Here is a 17,812-nt window from a genome sequence, read left to right as displayed (position 1 = left end):
AGGAGACGAAGCTATGACTCTTGTACACATATTGGATAAACAAACAGATGATATTATTGGCACGTTAAACAGCGCCAAAGCAGAATATTGGGATGCACTAAAAACTGACAGTCTCAACAAAATGAATGTGTTTGACTTTGTAGCAAATGCAAAAATTGCAAAGGCAGCATTGTTAGAAAAGCGAAACCGTCTCCTTCTTCAAGATGAGGACGGTTTTTTTAGTGAATATATAATTACTTATGCCGAGCAATATAAGCGCGGAGAAAAGCTTGTAAAGTCAAATGCAAGTTTTACAGACTTGGCTAAAGCAAAAGTTATCGAACCGCAGACACTGCAAGGCGCTACACCACAAACTGCAGCTGCCCTTGCTTTAGATGGTACAGAAGTTAAATTAGGTGACATTGATTATACCTTTATTCGAACAATTACGATTGTAAACTACACTGATCCATACAGCTTTCTTAAGCAAATCGCATCTACATTTGAACTGGAGCTCCGTTTCAGAATCGTTGTGGACGGTAACAAGATTACAAGATATGCAGATTTTAAAAAAACGGATACAACTTATGCCGGTACCGAAATTGAGTTTGGCAAAGATTTAATAGGAGTTAAGCGTAAAGAGGATAGCCAGCGAATAGTTACAGCTTTGCTTGGTGTTGGTCCCGAACGTGAAGACGGTACTAGGCTTACCGTCTTTGTGGAGGATAAGGACGCTTTACAAAGGTGGGGTAGACATGGGCAACATTTAATCGAAGCTTACGAGCCGGAGTCAACTGACGCTGACATGACCGAGGATAGGCTCAGAACACTAACGGAGAATGAATTAGAAAAGCGCATCGATGCGATTGTATCTTACGAATGTGAAGCTGTATCGCTTGAACATATAAAGGGATTTGAACATAAGAAAATTCGAAAGGGTATGACCGTCCGAATTAAGGATGATGGCTATCAACCACCACTTTATCTCGAAGCCCGAATACAAGAAGTTGAAGTAGACCCAATCACAAACCGCATTAAAGGTTTTAAGATTGGTAATTTTATTGAGTATTCGAAAGCGGATTTAGAAAAGCAGATTGCTAACTTAACAGCCTTAATGAGAGATAGACTTGCAAAACTAGTTTTAGCATCAATTACCTCATCAGCTGGTGACGTGTTTAAGAACGGTCAAGGTACTACCACATTAACCGCTGAAACGTTTCTGGGAGGTGCAGAGGTAGATGCGGACGGCAAGCAATACACCTACAATTGGTCAAAGCGCGACAAAGATGGAAACCTTGTCGATTTTAATAGTACAAGTAAATCAATCACTGTGGCAAGTAGTGAGATCTCTGAAAAGTCTACGTACAACGTGGAGATTGCTATCAATGATAAAACATCGCAGGTTGCACAAATCACCTTATCTAATGTCTTTGACGGGCAGGATGGAGACCGAGGTCCAGAGGGTCCCCGAGGTCCACAAGGAGATCCTGGGAAAGATGGTTACACTCCAATAAAAGGTACTGATTATTTTGACGGAAAAGATGGAAAAGATGGTATTAATGGATCTAGTTCTTTTTTATGGGTTAAGTATAGTCAAAACTTAAACGGAAATCCGATGACCACTGATCCATCAGGTGCAGCTTATATTGGGGTTGCGGTTACAACTGAGCCAACAGAACCAACATCATACACATCTTATAATTGGTCATTATTTAAAGGGACTGATGGTGTTGACGGGGAGCCTGGTGATAATGGAGAAACAAGTTATCTCCACATAAAATACTCAAATGATGGTGGTAAAACATTTACGGCTAATAATGGGGAGACACTTGGAGAATGGATCGGGGTCTATGTAGACTTCACACAAGCTGATAGTAATAATGTTTCATCTTATACATGGAATAAGGTAAAAGGTGAAAAAGGGGATAAGGGTGACCCTGGTGTTGGGATTGTTAGTGTCACAGAATACTATCTAGCAACAAGCTCAGTCAGTGGCGTTACAACTGCGACATCTGGTTGGACAACGGAAATACAAACAATTACAAGTGTTAAGAAGTATCTTTGGAATTATGAAAAAATCACATACTCAAATGGACAATCCGAAAACACTTTACCTATTATTATTGGTACTTATGGAGATAAGGGTGACATTGGAAGTCCTGGTAGATCAATAGACACTATAACAGAATATTACTTGGCGACAAGTGCAAGTAGTGGAGTCACAAGAGGGACAGCAGGATGGACTCCCACAATTCAAAATGTGACCAATGATAAGAAATACTTGTGGAATTACGAGGTTATCAAGTATAAAGACCCAGTAAGCACTGAATATGTTGAACCAGTTATCATTGGAGTGTATGGAGATACTGGAGAAAGAGGACCAGAAGGAAAATCAGGTGTAGATGCTAAACTTTTATATTTGAGCACGACTTCTGATGTAATGTCATTTAATGCTGACGGGACACCTAATCCAGCATCACAAACTATTACGTTTACGGCTAATTTGCAGAATACAACAGGAACAGCAACATTTGTGGCAACTCCATATAATACAGCTGGGGCTGCTTTAACCGTAATCAGCTTGGGAGGCTCAGGAAATTCAAGAACACTCACTCAAAACCAATGGCCAACAACAGCAGTCAGAGTGGTAGTAACTGCCACATTATCAGGTTTAACTGACACGGTGACAATAACGCAAATAAAATCAGGTGCAGATGGTGGTAAAGGTGATACAGGAGATCCTGGTAAGGATGCGATAGTTGGATTTTTAACTAATGAAAGTATTACTCTTGGTGCTGATGTAAATGGTAATGTTGGTGATTTTAGTAAAGCAACAGGGACATTTGAGGTTTATCAGGGAATAACAAAAAGAACAGGAACATCTGTCACTTATTCAAAAGTTAGTCAAGTCGGTTGTACGGCATCAATAAACACTTCCGGTGTATATTCAATAACCGCAATGTCGACAGATACCGCAACAGTAACTTTTAGAGCAATTTATGGTGGAGTGACTATCGATAAAATAGTTACCCTTGCAAAAAGTAAGACAGGTGCGACTGGCGGTAAAGGAGATCCAGGCAAAGGGGTCACCAACACATCAGTTTCATACCAGTATCATTATGATGGGACAGCTGCACCAACAGGAACGTGGTATGGCACACCACCAACGCCAGTAAAAGGACAGTATTTATGGACAAGAACAATCACAACATATTCAGATGCTAGCAATGTGACGACATATTCAGTCTCTTACAATGCTACTGATGGACAGCATGGAACAGATGGAAAAGGTATAAAATCAACTGTAATAACGTACCAACTTCATACCAATGGTACTACTGTTCCTACTGGAACATGGTTAGCCAATCCACCATCACCAGTTCAAGGTAGATATTTGTGGACAAGAACAGTAATTTCTTATACCGATGGGACAAGTTCAACAAGTTATTCCACTTCCTACCATGCCACAGATGGACAAAAGGGAGACAAAGGGGACAAAGGAGATAGTGGACCTCAAGGACCTCAGGGCCCAGCTGGTAAAGATGGCATTGCTCATATGGGCACAACAGCACCAACCAATCCTGCTGTTAATGCGACTTGGTTCCAAACTGATTCAACTGGTAAAGTAATAGCAATAAGAAAGTGGAATGGATCAACCTGGGAGACTTCTAAAATGGATGCCACCACATTAGGAGTTGAGACATTAAGTGCTTTATCAGCTGATTTAGGTGAAGTGACAGCAGGTATTTTACGAGGAATCAGGATAACAACTACGGGTCCCAAAGGGTCTATCGATCTTCAAAATGATACTTTAAAAAGTAGATTTGATTACGCAGTTAATATTGGTGGTGGACCAAAACCAGCATTTGATGAGTTGAGGTTAGATAGTGCTGCTTTATGGATAGCTAGGTACATTCAAGGTGTGAATGATGGTGGGGCTAGATTAGTCCCAAATGAGTTGCTTTTATTCTATGGTGATGAGAACAACATGGCAACATATAGAGAATCTCGTTTATCAATGACATCAGCAGGGAATTTAAAAATAAGTAGTCCTCTTGAATTTGATGGGGCAGTTCCGTTATTTCCGTGGACAACAATGACATTAATTAATGGTGCGACTCATTATCTTAATTCAACATATAATGCGTCATATCAAAAAGACGCGATGGGGCTTGTACACATGCGAGGGTCCATTAAGATGCCAACTAATAATGTTATAGTATTTGTGTTACCAGCAGGCTGTAGGCCAGAAAATACAATCTATCCTCCTGTTGTTGTGGGAAATGGAACTACTCAATTTGGTTATTGTAAAATTGAATCTACCGGGAGAGTTGTAATAAATACAAATATGGCTGCACCATCTTTTGTGTCATTTGATGGTATTGCTCCGTTTTACGGATTTTAGGAGGGTAACTATTGAAACAATATATAAAAGTTGATGAGGATGGGTTCTTTTTAGAACCTATCCTTTTTGGCGTTGATGAGGAAATACCTAACGATTGTGTAGAATCATTTAGTCCTGAAGAAGTTTTTTATAAACCAAGGTGGAATGGTGATAAATGGGTTGAGTCGCTTAGTGTTGAGGAAATTAATGAAATCATAAACGCCCCTCAACCAAAATCTGAGATTGATGTATTAAGAGAAGAAAATGAAAAATTAAAAGCAGAATCTGAAATGAACGCACTAGCCATTATGGAATTAGCTGAAATTGTATTAGGAGGTTAAGGAGGTGAAACAGGATATGTTAGCTATGTTATACGCTACTTACATTATGAAGGGTATGAAGTCTTACTCCGATGTTCCAGAGTTGCTTAAACCGCAAGTAAAAGAAATCTTAATAGCAGAAGGACTTGGACACCTAGCGGAATAGGTGTTTTTTATTTTGCAGGAAAATATCTCCTTTTGTCGAATGAAGTAGACGGAAGGAGGTGGTAGAATTGAAAGAAATTCATATTTTTGCACCTAATATATTTTTAAAAGAGTATACCAACCAAGCGTATAACGACGGATTATCCTTTGAATTTGAAGATATTTTGGATGAAAGAGAATTTCAGAATTTTAAAGAGTTTGTAGTTAAATCTAGACTATCTGAAGAAAAATATTTCAAGTGTTTAATCAGAGGAGCAGAAACATATGTTAGGTTTGGAGTTGTAAGGCATTCAAAAAGTACAGAAGGATATCTTGTTAGAGGACCTCTGGTTACGAAGGAATATGATGAAAATAACAAACCTAGTAGACACCAAAATGATTTTCAGTTTAATCTAAATGATGATCTTGTTAAGACGAAAATCGTCAACGAAAGGTTAATCTCTTTTCTAGTCAATAAAAATATGATGACCGAAAAAGAGGCTGAACAAATCAAAGACGTTGCAAAAGAAGAATTAGCAAACACCAAGTTCGATTACTACACATTTTAATGGCAAAAGGGCTGTTCTATTATTTAGAACGGTCTTTTTTGTTTGGGGAGGTGAAAAAACATGAATGATTACCTAAAAGGTTTTGTTGACGGATTCAGTAAAGCAAATGAACAGAATCAAAAAAAATCTGTTTCAATGAACTGGAAAGATATTGCTGAAAAGATATATAAGGATGTTGCAGAACTTATCGAAAAAGACAATGAAAGAAGAAAAATGATGTAAGGACTTCACAGAGAAGTCTTTTTATTTTGCCGTGAAAGGGAGGGAATTGAAGTGAATTTATTAAAAACTGTGTTAGGTAACAATACATTGTTTAGCGAAAGATTTAGAGAAGGTTTGTTTACTCTTGGACCTATAGCAACTGGTCTAAATATTTTATTTGGAATTAGCAATCTCATTTGGGTATTAATTTTAGCGTTTACAATTGTAATTGACTGGATAAGCGGAACAAGAGCCGCAAAGGTCGATGGTTCTTACTCTAGTGAATATGGTAAGGCAGGCATTAGTCGAACTGTTGTCATGTTATTGCTATCCGCTTTTGGAAATCTGATTGATATTGCATTAGCCTCGACGTTAAAAGTAAATGGTTTTGAGTTTGGCATCTTCTTTTTCCTAATTACAGGTGGGTTGATTTATCATACGTTGATGAGTGCAGCTGCTAACTTTGAGAGAGCAGGTTGGGGAAGATGGGTACCTGTGAAGGTTATCGAAAGCGTCGCTTCGGAAATTCAAGCAAAGACGCAACGATCTAACGAAAGAAAAGATTCAATTAATTCAAAGTAAGCTATATCACTCGAGGTAGCATTTTATTTTGAAAGGAGAGGATAAAAATGTCTTATGAAATTACAAGGGACTATATCTCCGAAGGTAATGCCCGAAGTGGTCAATCATTAGTCGGTGGCAAGCCTAAGTTTATCGTAGCTCACGACATTGGTAATGGTGCTTCTACAGCCTATAACAATCGAAATCATTTTAACAACAATCAACCATTGGCATCAGCCCACACGTTTATTGACGATAAGTATATCCTTGAAATTATTCCACTAAATGAGAAAGCGTGGCATGTACGGTATGATGTTCCTCAAGACAATCAATTATTCGGTGACGATGCTAATGATATCGGAATAGGAGTAGAACTTTGCTGGGGCGGTAAGATTAATTGGAATGAAGCATACAAGCGGTATGTTTGGTACCACGCATATTTATGCCGCACATATGGCCTAGATCCACGCACAAAGATTGTGCCACATTCTAAACTTGACCCTAGTCGAAAGTCTGACCCAGATAAAAATGCTTTTGTTAAAAATGGAGTGTCCTGGGCGCAATTTATCAATGATGTGTGTGATGCAATGATTGATACTATTTGGCGATTTGAGAATGGCAGCTGGTACTTTTACAAAAATGGATTTAAGCAAACCGGATGGCTACTTGATAACAGCAAATGGTACTATCTAAATCCAAATGGAGACATGCGTGTGGGGTGGTTCCAGGACTATAACGGCTTCTGGTATCTATTAGGTGCTAATGGCACAATGCTAACAGGATGGCAGTTTGTAAAGGGTAAATGGTATTACATGGACACATCCGGAAAAATGCTCACTGGCTGGCTTTTTTCAGGCGGTAAATGGTATTACCTCAACTCTGATGGAGATATGGCAACCGGTGAGGTAACTGTGGGCGGTAAGAGGTACTATCTCCAATCAAATGGTGCCATGGCTATTACAGATAAAAATGGTGCTTTCCAGTCATAATATTAGCCCTGTCTCTTCGGAGATGGGGCTTTTTATTTTGTGTAAATATTTTTGAAAAGTGTGACGTATTATACTTCATTTGGAAATGACTGGATATATTATTAAGTAGAAAGTACTATTCAACGGGGGATAATAAATGATAAATGATATGGAAATTAGGGAGTTAAAAGCAACTAAATCAATAATATTAAAGGTAAAAATGCAGATATTCGAAAAGGATGGTCAATATGATGTGTTTATGCATCCGTCTATACAAGGATTAAACTCTGTACGGATTACAAAAGCAGGCGACAAAGACGAAATAGTAGCAGAAGCTTTAAGGGAATTTCAAGAGATTAATGGAGTAAGGTTAAGATATGAAGGAAGCCCTATCTCATGGTGAGGTAAGGTGTTTTATTTTATTAATATTTTCCCAAAAAAGTGTGATAAATATAACCGAGTATACTAACATCTCATCATGATTTACCAACACAAAATAGCCCTTTTACTCAAGGAATGTGAGGGGTTATGTTTTTGTTGATTAAATTAACAAAAGTTGTTGATTTATTATCCAACTTGAGTTAATATGAAGTTAGAAAAAATTTCATATTAGAAAGGAGGAACAACCATGTTGAATCTATTTGGTAAGTTTTGCAGAAAACTCAGAATTGATAATGGAGAGCTATTAAAGGATATGGCTACTAAATTAGGGGTTACTTCTTCATATTTATCTGCTGTAGAAAATGGTAAAAGAAATGTTCCTCATGAATGGATCGAGAAGATCTCTGTTTTATATTCTTTAAGTGCTGTAGAATCGAATGAATTAAGACAAGCAGTTCGGGATTCACAAAAAGTAATTAAAGTTGATTTCGAAGGATTTAATAGTGAGGATAAAGATACCTTTATGGCTCTAGCTAGGGAGTTCAAGGGATTAGATGACAGCGATAAAAATTTGATCAAAACCATCCTCCAAAAGAAAAAAAGGGGGAAATAAATGTCTGTGTATATTGCAAATCCTACATCAAGAAAAAAGATAAGAATGTTAACAAATTCAATAAGACAAGTGGTTGGCATGTTTGATGAAAATTACTTCCCGGTAGTCGAATTTTTGGAGTTAGTGTTACCCAAATTATACCCTTCCTTTTCATATGAAATAATCTCTTCGGAAAATATGAAAAATGAGTATGGGTTAACTTTGCCAGAAAAAGATATTATTAGATTACGAGAGGATGTATATGAAAATGCTATTTCGGGGATAGGCCGTGATAGATTTACTATTGCACATGAAATAGGACACTATTTTATGCATAAGCCCGGAAGCATTTCCCTAGCTAGAAACACAAGTGTGGTTGAGGTTCCGAAATTTAAGGAGCCTGAATGGCAAGCAAATACTTTTGCAGGAGAACTGCTTGCACCACCACATATAATTAGAGGATTGTCAGTCAAGGAAGTAGCTTTAAGTTGTGGCATTTCTTTGGAAGTTGCAAGTATACAATTAAAAAATATTAATAAATAGAGGAGGGGTAAAATGAACGAAAATAAAAAAAGCCCACGCAAGGGGCCGACGTAGTAGCTATGTAAAAAGTGATTGTCGCTACATTATCATTAATTTTGGCGAATTAATACATATAATGTATCACTTTTGTTGGTCCTTTGCAAATAATATTTGTAAAGGATGATGTAATTATGATGATTTGTAGACCTTGGATAACAAGAAACGGTGTTAGAATTTATGCTAAAAGTAGAGGATTAAAAGCTTTTTGTTGGGAAGTATCTCAAGAAGAACATGAAGCTTATTTAGAGAAGAAAAAGGCTGAAAAAGAAAAAACTAAAAAGATAAAGGCCTAAAAAGAAGAAAAAGAGTAATTCAAAAAAAGCCTGAGCGACACGGGCTTATTTTTATATAAAATATTAGGTAAGGGGTGTAACCTACCGCATGCTAGATACTTCTGTTATTATTAATTCTTTAATTGAGGGTTTTTCATCAATATTATTTATTTTTCTTAAACCGATAATTCTTTATTTTGTTTTACCAGGAATAATTACTTCAATTATATTTAAAGATAGAAAAGCTTATGTACTTGGCTCTGGTATTGGAATTATCTTATTGGTAATAAACAGTCCATATATATAAGGAAAAGTAAAACAACTCTGCATACCACAGAGTTGTTTTATTTTTCCTTATCATCAAAACGGCAAATTATCCTCTGGTAGTATCCACTTTAACCAATATTCACCTTCACAATATCCTCAAACTTAACAAAGTGTATCGCATCAAATTTATCCACCACACGCAGCTCATTTGCAAACTGATCCACATAGTGCACCTTGCCAAGTAAGAGTTTAAAATCACCACGCTCAAAAAGAGTAAATACTAACTCCTGGCTAAACTCCATAGCATCGCAAATAGTTTGGTTAATCTCTTCAAGTTGATTCTCATCCAGCACGGGCTTTTCAACCTTTTTAGTATCCCAGTCGATACGACTTTGAGCAGAAATCATTTCTGGAAGCATGAAGGCAGCACCCCATTTTATTTTTCCTCTATCTTTAAGCATTGTAATACCCCCAATTATTATGCCTTATGCCCACCAACAAGCCTACCCCTATGTCTTGCTGTACCTGCATTTGTATAAGAGACTGCACGCAATATGGCATCAGAGCCATATTTAGTCCGTATCTGGTCCATGACATAGCCAAGCTTGCTTTTCTTTTCTCGCTCTAGGTAAAACAAATCAAGCTGCATATTGTCATCATCTTCGATTTTTGAGAGAGATATAGAAATCTGTCTTACCGTTTTTTTAGTGTAAAACTGCTCGAACAGCTCCAGACAAACCTTATATATTTCCATCGTAATATTAGTAGGTGTTTCAATCGTTTTTGAACGAAGAAAGCCACCACCGAATTCATCTTTGCTGTAGCCGACCCCTAAACTAATTGTTCTTACAACTTTTCTGGCATGCCTTGCACGTCTTGCTACATCTTCGCACATCTCTAAAATGACGTGTTTTACCTCTTCTGGTTCCGGATAATCACGCATGAGTATTTGACTTTTACCAAAGCTAATTTGTCCCTGTTGGATTGGTGCGCTAATATCTGATAAATCTACGCCCCAAGAATGGTAATACAACTGGTTACCGAGTACTCCAAATTTCTTTTCGAGCAACTCCAGTGGATAGTGGGCAAGCTGGCCAACGTTTGTGATTCCCATCCGATTAAGTGTTTTTTCAGTTCGGCTCCCGATGCCCCACATTTCACTAAGGGGAGATACATTCCAAAGCTTAGTTTGGACATCATCATAAGTCCATTCCGCGATTCCTTTTTTCTTTGCTTCAAGGTCAAGACATAACTTTGCCATTAACATATTAGGGCCAATTCCAATTGTGCAAGTAAGCCCAAACTGATCTTTTATATCACTTTTGATTTTATCTGCAATAGTGAGCGCATCTCCCCACAATCTTTCTACGCCGTCAACTCTTATAAAGCTTTCGTCAACACTGTAGACATGTATATCATCTTTTGGGACATAGTGATTAAAAAGTTTTGTGATTTCAGTGGATATGTGTAAAAATGTTTTCATTTTAGGATTAACTACATGAATTCGTGGATCTTTTGGAATCTCAAACAAACGCGAACCCGTTTTTATCCCAAATTCCTGCTTTAACTTTGGGGATGCAGCAAGCACAACACTTCCTTGACGGTCAGTATTTCCGACAACCGCCAAATAGCATTCAAGTGGATCAAGATTCATCATTACCGCTGCACAACTCGCATAAAAGCTTTTCATATCCACACATAAAATCTTTTGATTAGGTAACTGGCTGTAATCAACCATTAGATTCAACTCCATAAAAAGAATGTACGTTCTTATTATATTCACATTATATAAGAATATACGTTCGATTTCTACTGGAAATAGAATACATGTTCGTGTATAATAACCTTAAGGAGATGATGATTATGAAGACCATACTAAATAGAGCAATGTTAAATCATTCAGCGGTTAAAATCATCTATATCAGCAATAGCGGTATTCTTACTCAACGATCAATCAAGATTTTAGAAATAAATGAAGGAACAATAAATGCATTCTGTTTGCTACGAAATAAAAAACGCACATTTAAATTTGAGAACATTCTATCTGCAGCTACGACGAAGACAAAAAGGAGAGTGGATTTACATGCCCAAACTAACCAGTAAACAAAAAAGGGTGCTCGATACAATCGCAACATTCATAGAGGAACACGATTATGCACCAACTGTAAGGGAATTGGGTTCACTTCTTAATTTAGCATCACCAAGCACCGTTAAAGGCTACCTCGATAAATTGAAAGACAGAGGTTATATAGACTTTGAACCACGCTCACCCAGAACGCTTAGAATAATAAAAAACTGAACTCTGTCTAAATATAAGCGGTTCTCTTTTGGAGTACTACATAGAGAAAACATATATAAATAAACAAGTATAAAAGCAGTGTATTTCTCATCAGAAATAACACTGCTTTTAGCAATTTTCCGTGAAGGTATAAGGTAAAATTGGTAAAGAGGCTTATTGCACTAACGGGGCAGGTTAATTTAAGTTCAATTCTTCACATTGTCTTATGTATTTTATTATAAAATGATTAGACCATTCGTCCCAACATTTCACGTTATCGCCCTTTAGTGAATATTTTTATATGAGCATAAACAGAGTAACTGGAGGTGAATATTTATGAACACCACTTCATTTCAACTTCAACCTATTAAATCATTCGACCTACTATCTGCCATCTCTATGGGTAATGCAACTATTCATGATTTGGCTACGGAACTTAGACGGCTAGGTTTATACTTTCCATATTCAAAATTATTTAAAGAAAAGCAAACAAAAATTAATTCGCATACTGTCCAAAGAGTTCCACAGGTACCTTTTAGCTTAAATGGTACTATGTACGATCCGACAGACATCAAACGTTTCAACGGGCAGGAGCTACATTTTGTTCCAGTGCTATCCGAAGATCATATGCTAGTGGTTGATAATATTGAATTGTTAAATGCTTGGAAATTTCTCGCAAATCACGAATTATTGGAATATCAAAAAATGAGGCAATCTAAGCCTCCAACCAACTAATTTTACCTTCAAAAATAATATTATCTTCGATGAAGAAAACAGTTTGTCCTTTTTTTACATTCACTAATAAAATTCACCCTTCAAAATTTTTATAATATTAGATTAACACTGTTGATAGGAAAAAAGTAGAGGGAACTATCCAAAACTACCCAACTTTTAATCAATCTGCCATATTCAATTTGTCCTTCAATTAGGTCTTTTCAATCAATTAGGCCATATCTGTAAAAAAGATAAATCCAAGTTTCACAAAGTATTGTAAAAAATATCCACAATTCATGAGTGAATTAACAGGAAAGTATAACCTTTTGTCGAAATAGGTAATAAATCCTATATATACTTTAGTTTGTAAAAAGTGCATTTGCAGGGTTTGTAGAGAGTTAAATATATATATCTATAAATTTATTAAAGTCTACATCTGAATTAAAGGAGGTAAAGATGAAGAAGATTATAATTGTTTCTATTTTATTGTTAAGTGCATGTAGTAATAGTAGCAGTAACTCAGTTAGTTGTGACAAGCCAAAGATCAAAGGAAACCTTACTACTTACAATGGAGAAAAAATTTATCATGTGCCAGGTGGACAATTTTATGATGTTACTGAAGCTGAAGAGATGTTTTGTACAGAAACAGAAGCAAGAGAAGCAGGATTTAGAAAGAGTCAACGTTAAGGGGGAATATCAAAACAATTTATAGAAAGGGGCTATCATATGAGTTTAAAGAATATTTCAATTGTTACTAGAGTTTTTATCGGATTATTAGGATTTAGTCTTATAATAACAATAGGAAGAGGGGCAATAACCTTCTATGATGCAGCAGATGCCTTTTTGGGGTTCGATTACCATCAATTTTTAATGACTGAATCGATCCTAGTAGCAAACTTATATGATTTATCTTATTCAGTTATCTTATTTAGTGCCTTATTTGCATTAATGATACATGTGCTTCTTGCTTATTTATTTTTTACAGGTAAAAAAGTCTTTGTACCTTTGTTTCTCTTATCAAATTTTTTTGGTGTACTCTTAACTTTCATTATTAATGCAATTACTAATGTTCTTACTGAGGAATACTTAGAGTACACCGAAACTTATATTGCAATTATAATATCAACTTTTTGGTTAGTATACTTCCTATTTTCAAATGAAGCGAGAAGCCTATTTAGTAATGAATTTAAAAGAAAAAGATATATTAAACTCACCGAAGAAGAATATACAAATCTTTTAAAAAATAAAGATTCAGTTGATAGGATTTTGTGATATAGACAGTTTGAACAAAAAATGTGAGGTAGAATATAGGGATAATAGTGAAGAGTTTGTTTAGAGAAAAGAGTGGTTTCTTTTTAGTAAAGCTGGAGGGAAAACTGGTAATGTAATTCGCCGTGTTCAATGTCGGTATGTAAATGTTACTTCACGTATGGATACATATACAACCCGTTATTCGAAATACTGTTCAAACAATCTTAGTAATCAATTAGTTTAGGCAAAAGAAATAGCAAACCATAAAACAGAGAAAATGTAAAGAGTGTTTAAATGAAGTTGATTAAACTTTATTGGGTCTAAAAAGATAGCAGTTCAAGCTAAAGAAAAAAAGGGTGAGGGAGTAGATGAAAAACTGTAGTGTCTGTAACAAAAGAATAAGTGTGTTCGAATGCAACATAACAAAAACTCCAATATGCAATTATTGTTGTGATAAATATCAACTAAATCAATGGACCGAAGGGTGGGAGCGATACTTCGATAGTATACAGCAAAAGTTTCAATACCAAAACGAAGATAATTCGTACGAAAAGTGCTTAGATTGTAAAGGCTTGTGTAGAGTTGATGATTACGAGGTATTCACTAACCCTGAAAGAGGATTTGGAATGAGTTTATTTTCATTTAATCATGATGGTAAATTTATCTTTACTAATGATCCTGATCATATTTTTCCAAAAAGAAAAGCCTTTCTGGAAAATTTGGGATGTGAGACATTAGAAGATTATTATTATTTAGCTGAAACATATCATTTTCTAGAAGAATACAATAAATCAATCAAACTATTAACGGAGTCCATTGAAAAATATGAAGATCCAGAATTATATCGTTTATTAGGGCAAAGCAATCACTTTAAAGGAAATAGGGAAGAGGCATTAAGTAATTTCAAGAAATCATTATTTTTAAGTGAAACAAGTGCAAAAACAAATAGATATATGGCTGATTTATTACGTTCAATGAAGGATTATGAAGGAAGCATATATTTCTATAAACAGTCTTTAAATTTGTTGCAGCTTGGTGAAGATGGATATATTAATGACAGCTTTCATGAGTATAATTTTTTTGGTTTAGCAATCGCATATTCAAATATAAATCAATACAAGAAAGTTATTGAAGTAGCTAATGAGTTTTTGTTCTTGTCCGGAATAGACTGGGAGAATTTTAAGGAAAGGGTTCTCAGAGTAAGATCAGGAAAATTAAAGGATCGTAATGTGGAATCTCAAATATATACGACATCAACAATATATGAAATCCTTAGCATAGCATACATTGAGTTAGACAATCTTGATAAAGCAGAAGAATATATTAGTAGAGCTAAATGGCTAGTTTCAGATAATATTGATATCGCAAGGGTTGAAGGAATTATTATTGGAAAACGTTCTAGTGATCAAAAGTTACAGGAGTATAAAAAACTGTTAGAAACACTATTAACGAATGCTGAACAAAGATTGTTTGAACCAATGGAAAAAATATCTGAATCTGTTGAGGAAATAAAGAAGAATGTCGGAGAATTAAACAAGGAATCAACTACTGATTTTCTTGAGTTGAAGCCAAATTTTATGGGAGTTGGATTGAACATCAACGAAGTCATAAATAAATTGTTAAAGAAAAAGAAAAAATAGCCGTTTCTAGGATGGCTTAAAAGGTTGATTTCCCTGTATCATCTGTTATCCATATAAATCAATAAAACATCGGTCTCCCCTAGATAAAAGAATAATGAATCATTTATATTTGAATTGGATTAACTACATATACAGTGGAGTTAAGGATAAAAGGAGATTGTAAGGAAGCGAACGGGTGCTTTAGCGAAAGAAGAATTAATTGATTTTAAGATTGAAATCATGTTTTAGTTATTCCATTAAAGTGCGCTATCCCTAAACAAGGATAAGCGCTCATTTTTTATTTAAGGGCCAGATAATTGGTAAGTTTTGTTGGATGTAATTGAAACCCAAGTCCGTATAATACGTATTTATATTTAGATGTGAGAAAATGAACGTACACTATTACCTAATAAATACTATAGGAGGGAATCTTATGACTGATGAAGAGCATATTCAAAAAACGATAGTAGAAAGTATAGTACTCGCATTCAATAAACTCCACATAAGGATTGGTGATGCTTGTGTATACACTTCATATTTAACAAGAGATTTGCTAAAAGAAAAGTATAATTTAGATTCAGATTTGGTAGCAGGCGAAGTAAGCTTCTTGCCTCGTCTTCCTATAATGTATCGTTGGCAACCACCTAATGAATTTCACATGTGGGTAAAACTAAATAACGACATTATCGACATTGCTGTATGTGGTCTTACGCAGCGAAATGAATTCAAATCTAGTGGAAAGTTTTATCTGTATAAAGATGTGAAATTTGAAGTTGTATGGGAAGAGGTTCCCTTTGATGGCAGAGTTTATAAAGAAATTGAGAATGGTGTGGATCAAATAGAGACTCCAGTACATGAGGCTGATTATATAGAACTATATAATTATGCAAGTAACTTAATAGATAGTTGGAATAAAAATAGATAGTGTTATTGAATTAAAGTATAGAATTGTATCCCACAAGACACAACCCTAATATTGAGGGTCTACTAGGATAGTCTTATTCAACCAAAGGGTGCGTTAGTACAATAAGGAACCAGTAAAGAACTATTTTTGATGATTTTCAGCTTAAATACAATAACTGTTACAATTAGTAAATAACTTTCTTTTCAATACAATTTTTTATATCTGGTATAAGTAGTGTTATTACGTTTATCAGTAAACGATATTTTTATCACATAACATGTATGGTTTACTTTAAACGAATTGAATTTTATAATAATTTAATTATAATAAGGGAAAATGTATTACTACTATTTTAAAGGCGGATAAACTCCATGATAAAAGATAAATACTATTTATATATTATAATACTCATTTTGTTATTGATATTAACCGCATGTAATCCAGATAACTTTTCTGATTTCACTTCTAAAGAAGAGATTAGTAATGAAATGAAGAAAGAAGATTATACAAAGATAATACAATTTATTATTGATAGCTTAAATAACAAAGAAAAGTCAGAATTAGTGGAGTTCACAATTACAGAGATTTTGAAACTGGAGGAAAAAGAAGAATTCAACCTTATAAAGAATGTTATTATTCAACTTGTTAGATATGAAGATTATGAAAAACTTAAAACGTTTACAAAATATCTAAGTATAAACGAAGAGAAATACTATAACATAAATAATAGTTTCAATGAGATAGTTGAACCATATGTATTAGCTGCCAATGAAATACCCGAAATCCAAGTCAGATTAAGCTCGTTATCATCTGAAAGATTAAACTTAATGGATCAAATACCATATAAAATTCCATTAGAAGGAAAAATCCCTGAACCATTTAGTGGAATTATCTTACAAAAGATCGATAGTAATACTTACAGAATAACCCATAATGTAGTTAGTAAAGAGTTTATATTAAAAACATTTGAAACTGAGTTTACCTCTCAAGGAAGTTTTAATTTAACAGTAATCCAAAGTGGCATAGAAACTATAGTTCTTCAGAATGGCTTTGAAAAGGATTTTGAGGTATTGTACGAAATTCCAAAATCCTATGAATCACAAATAAATCAGATAGTTAAGATTACAAATGAAATGGGAGAATTAGAGGATGCATTACATAATTATGAAAGTATAGTTAGCAACTTCGATAATACACTTGGATCAACTATAGATGCATGGTCTCCCATTGGAGTAGCACAGGAGAAAAACAACAAGGGAGAATTAAAAGAAGTTTCTAAAACTATTCCTTTACTTAACGTTAGTCAATTGAAGGAAGCATTAACTCTAGGCTTAGAAAAACAAGTTGTAATTAACCTAATTGGAAAAAATAATGATGAAATTGATATGGAATATTATCCACATCCAGATTGGATTTATTCTAATGATCAATGGTATTTGAAAATTAGTTGGAATGAAGACTGGACCATTGCGGAATATACAATTGAGTATGATGGGGAAGGGGATACTATCATCCAATATAATAAATATTCGGATGGTACAGAAGAAGAAAGGTTTTATTAATATTTTTTAGATTCTCTCTCGACAAACTTGTAATAAAGGAAAAAATTTCAAATACCTAAAAGTTCACAAGTTATTAGCAATTTTTAAATTTTAAGGTGCATTATTGAACAATATCTCATAATTACTCATATAAAAAACTTGCCATGAGGCAAGTTTTTTTACTTAGTCTAATATGCTAAAACAGATTGAAAATGCTATATAATTCATTCGTTGACGATTTGTTGACGAACTTGGTCAACAACCTTCATTTTTCCTCGGATTCAA

Annotated in this window: 21 protein-coding genes and 1 pseudogene; 20 read left to right on the top strand and 2 right to left on the bottom strand. The window is 34.9% G+C overall.

Going from position 1 to position 17,812, the window contains the following annotated elements:
• The first annotated feature begins 13 nt into the window (after window positions 1–13).
• The 12 genes and pseudogenes from V7112_RS08505 (at window position 14) to V7112_RS08450 (ending at window position 8,974) form a co-directional block, all read left to right on the top strand.
• Complete coding sequence (locus V7112_RS08505) at window positions 14–4,384, top strand: phage tail spike protein (protein WP_335417712.1); 4,371 nt, start codon at window positions 14–16, stop codon at window positions 4,382–4,384.
• Window positions 4,385–4,395: 11 nt separating this feature from the next.
• The gene (locus tag V7112_RS08500) at window positions 4,396–4,704 is read left to right on the top strand and encodes a hypothetical protein (protein WP_335417709.1); all 309 of its coding nucleotides are present in this window, start codon (window positions 4,396–4,398) and stop codon (window positions 4,702–4,704) included.
• Window positions 4,705–4,708: 4 nt separating this feature from the next.
• Window positions 4,709–4,849, top strand: a complete 141-nt coding sequence (locus tag V7112_RS08495; RefSeq protein WP_335417706.1) for a CD1375 family protein — start codon at window positions 4,709–4,711, stop codon at window positions 4,847–4,849.
• 67 nt (window positions 4,850–4,916) lie between these two features.
• Window positions 4,917–5,396, top strand: a complete 480-nt coding sequence (locus V7112_RS08490; RefSeq protein ID WP_335417705.1) for a hypothetical protein — start codon at window positions 4,917–4,919, stop codon at window positions 5,394–5,396.
• Window positions 5,397–5,456: 60 nt separating this feature from the next.
• Window positions 5,457–5,618, top strand: a complete 162-nt coding sequence (locus V7112_RS08485; RefSeq protein ID WP_335417703.1) for a hypothetical protein — start codon at window positions 5,457–5,459, stop codon at window positions 5,616–5,618.
• Between the two features lie 51 nt (window positions 5,619–5,669).
• Complete coding sequence (locus tag V7112_RS08480) at window positions 5,670–6,179, top strand: phage holin family protein (RefSeq protein WP_335417699.1); 510 nt, start codon at window positions 5,670–5,672, stop codon at window positions 6,177–6,179.
• A gap of 47 nt (window positions 6,180–6,226) precedes the next feature.
• Window positions 6,227–6,736 (top strand): annotated as a pseudogene (locus V7112_RS08475) (peptidoglycan recognition protein family protein); the annotation flags it as partial.
• A gap of 9 nt (window positions 6,737–6,745) precedes the next feature.
• The gene (locus tag V7112_RS08470; RefSeq protein WP_335418062.1) at window positions 6,746–7,147 is read left to right on the top strand and encodes a hypothetical protein; all 402 of its coding nucleotides are present in this window, start codon (window positions 6,746–6,748) and stop codon (window positions 7,145–7,147) included.
• A gap of 136 nt (window positions 7,148–7,283) precedes the next feature.
• Entirely contained in the window at window positions 7,284–7,529 is a 246-nt protein-coding gene (locus tag V7112_RS08465; protein WP_335417696.1) for a hypothetical protein, read from the top strand.
• Window positions 7,530–7,754: 225 nt separating this feature from the next.
• Entirely contained in the window at window positions 7,755–8,120 is a 366-nt protein-coding gene (locus V7112_RS08460; RefSeq protein WP_335417693.1) for a helix-turn-helix domain-containing protein, read from the top strand.
• Window positions 8,121–8,642 carry an ImmA/IrrE family metallo-endopeptidase gene (locus V7112_RS08455; RefSeq protein WP_335417689.1) on the top strand — a complete coding sequence of 174 codons (522 nt, stop codon included), beginning with the start codon at window positions 8,121–8,123 and terminating at the stop codon, window positions 8,640–8,642.
• 170 nt (window positions 8,643–8,812) lie between these two features.
• Complete coding sequence (locus V7112_RS08450) at window positions 8,813–8,974, top strand: hypothetical protein (protein WP_335417686.1); 162 nt, start codon at window positions 8,813–8,815, stop codon at window positions 8,972–8,974.
• A 374-nt stretch (window positions 8,975–9,348) separates the two neighbouring features.
• Here V7112_RS08450 and V7112_RS08445 read toward each other — a convergent pair whose 3' ends face one another.
• Complete coding sequence (locus V7112_RS08445) at window positions 9,349–9,681, bottom strand: YolD-like family protein (protein WP_335417684.1); 333 nt, start codon at window positions 9,679–9,681, stop codon at window positions 9,349–9,351.
• A gap of 17 nt (window positions 9,682–9,698) precedes the next feature.
• Entirely contained in the window at window positions 9,699–10,958 is a 1,260-nt protein-coding gene (locus V7112_RS08440) for a DinB/UmuC family translesion DNA polymerase (protein WP_335417681.1), read from the bottom strand.
• Between the two features lie 125 nt (window positions 10,959–11,083).
• Here V7112_RS08440 and V7112_RS08435 point away from each other — a divergent pair, with 125 nt between their 5' ends.
• From V7112_RS08435 to V7112_RS08400, 8 genes are all read left to right on the top strand, one after another.
• Entirely contained in the window at window positions 11,084–11,323 is a 240-nt protein-coding gene (locus V7112_RS08435; protein WP_335417678.1) for a hypothetical protein, read from the top strand.
• Window positions 11,208–11,519: a hypothetical protein gene (locus V7112_RS08430; protein ID WP_335417675.1), complete on the top strand. Its 312-nt coding sequence runs from the start codon at window positions 11,208–11,210 to the stop codon at window positions 11,517–11,519. Before V7112_RS08435 ends, V7112_RS08430 begins: the two co-directional genes overlap by 116 nt.
• 315 nt (window positions 11,520–11,834) lie before the next feature.
• A complete protein-coding gene (locus tag V7112_RS08425; RefSeq protein ID WP_335417672.1) occupies window positions 11,835–12,233 on the top strand; it encodes a hypothetical protein in 399 nt (132 codons plus the stop codon).
• Window positions 12,234–12,668: 435 nt separating this feature from the next.
• A complete protein-coding gene (locus V7112_RS08420) occupies window positions 12,669–12,899 on the top strand; it encodes a sunset domain-containing protein (RefSeq protein WP_335417668.1) in 231 nt (76 codons plus the stop codon).
• A gap of 39 nt (window positions 12,900–12,938) precedes the next feature.
• Window positions 12,939–13,484: a hypothetical protein gene (locus tag V7112_RS08415; protein WP_335417665.1), complete on the top strand. Its 546-nt coding sequence runs from the start codon at window positions 12,939–12,941 to the stop codon at window positions 13,482–13,484.
• Window positions 13,485–14,089: 605 nt separating this feature from the next.
• Window positions 14,090–15,103, top strand: coding sequence for a tetratricopeptide repeat protein (locus V7112_RS08410; RefSeq protein ID WP_335417662.1), 1,014 nt, complete (start codon window positions 14,090–14,092; stop codon window positions 15,101–15,103).
• Window positions 15,104–15,515: 412 nt separating this feature from the next.
• Window positions 15,516–16,007, top strand: a complete 492-nt coding sequence (locus tag V7112_RS08405; protein ID WP_335417659.1) for a hypothetical protein — start codon at window positions 15,516–15,518, stop codon at window positions 16,005–16,007.
• Between the two features lie 350 nt (window positions 16,008–16,357).
• Complete coding sequence (locus tag V7112_RS08400; RefSeq protein WP_335417656.1) at window positions 16,358–17,548, top strand: hypothetical protein; 1,191 nt, start codon at window positions 16,358–16,360, stop codon at window positions 17,546–17,548.
• Window positions 17,549–17,812 lie beyond the last annotated feature (264 nt).

This window comes from Bacillus sp. JJ1566, from assembly GCF_036962685.1.
Taxonomy (GTDB): domain Bacteria; phylum Bacillota; class Bacilli; order Bacillales; family Bacillaceae_L; genus Ferdinandcohnia.
This window is presented reverse-complemented; position numbering and strand designations above follow the sequence as displayed.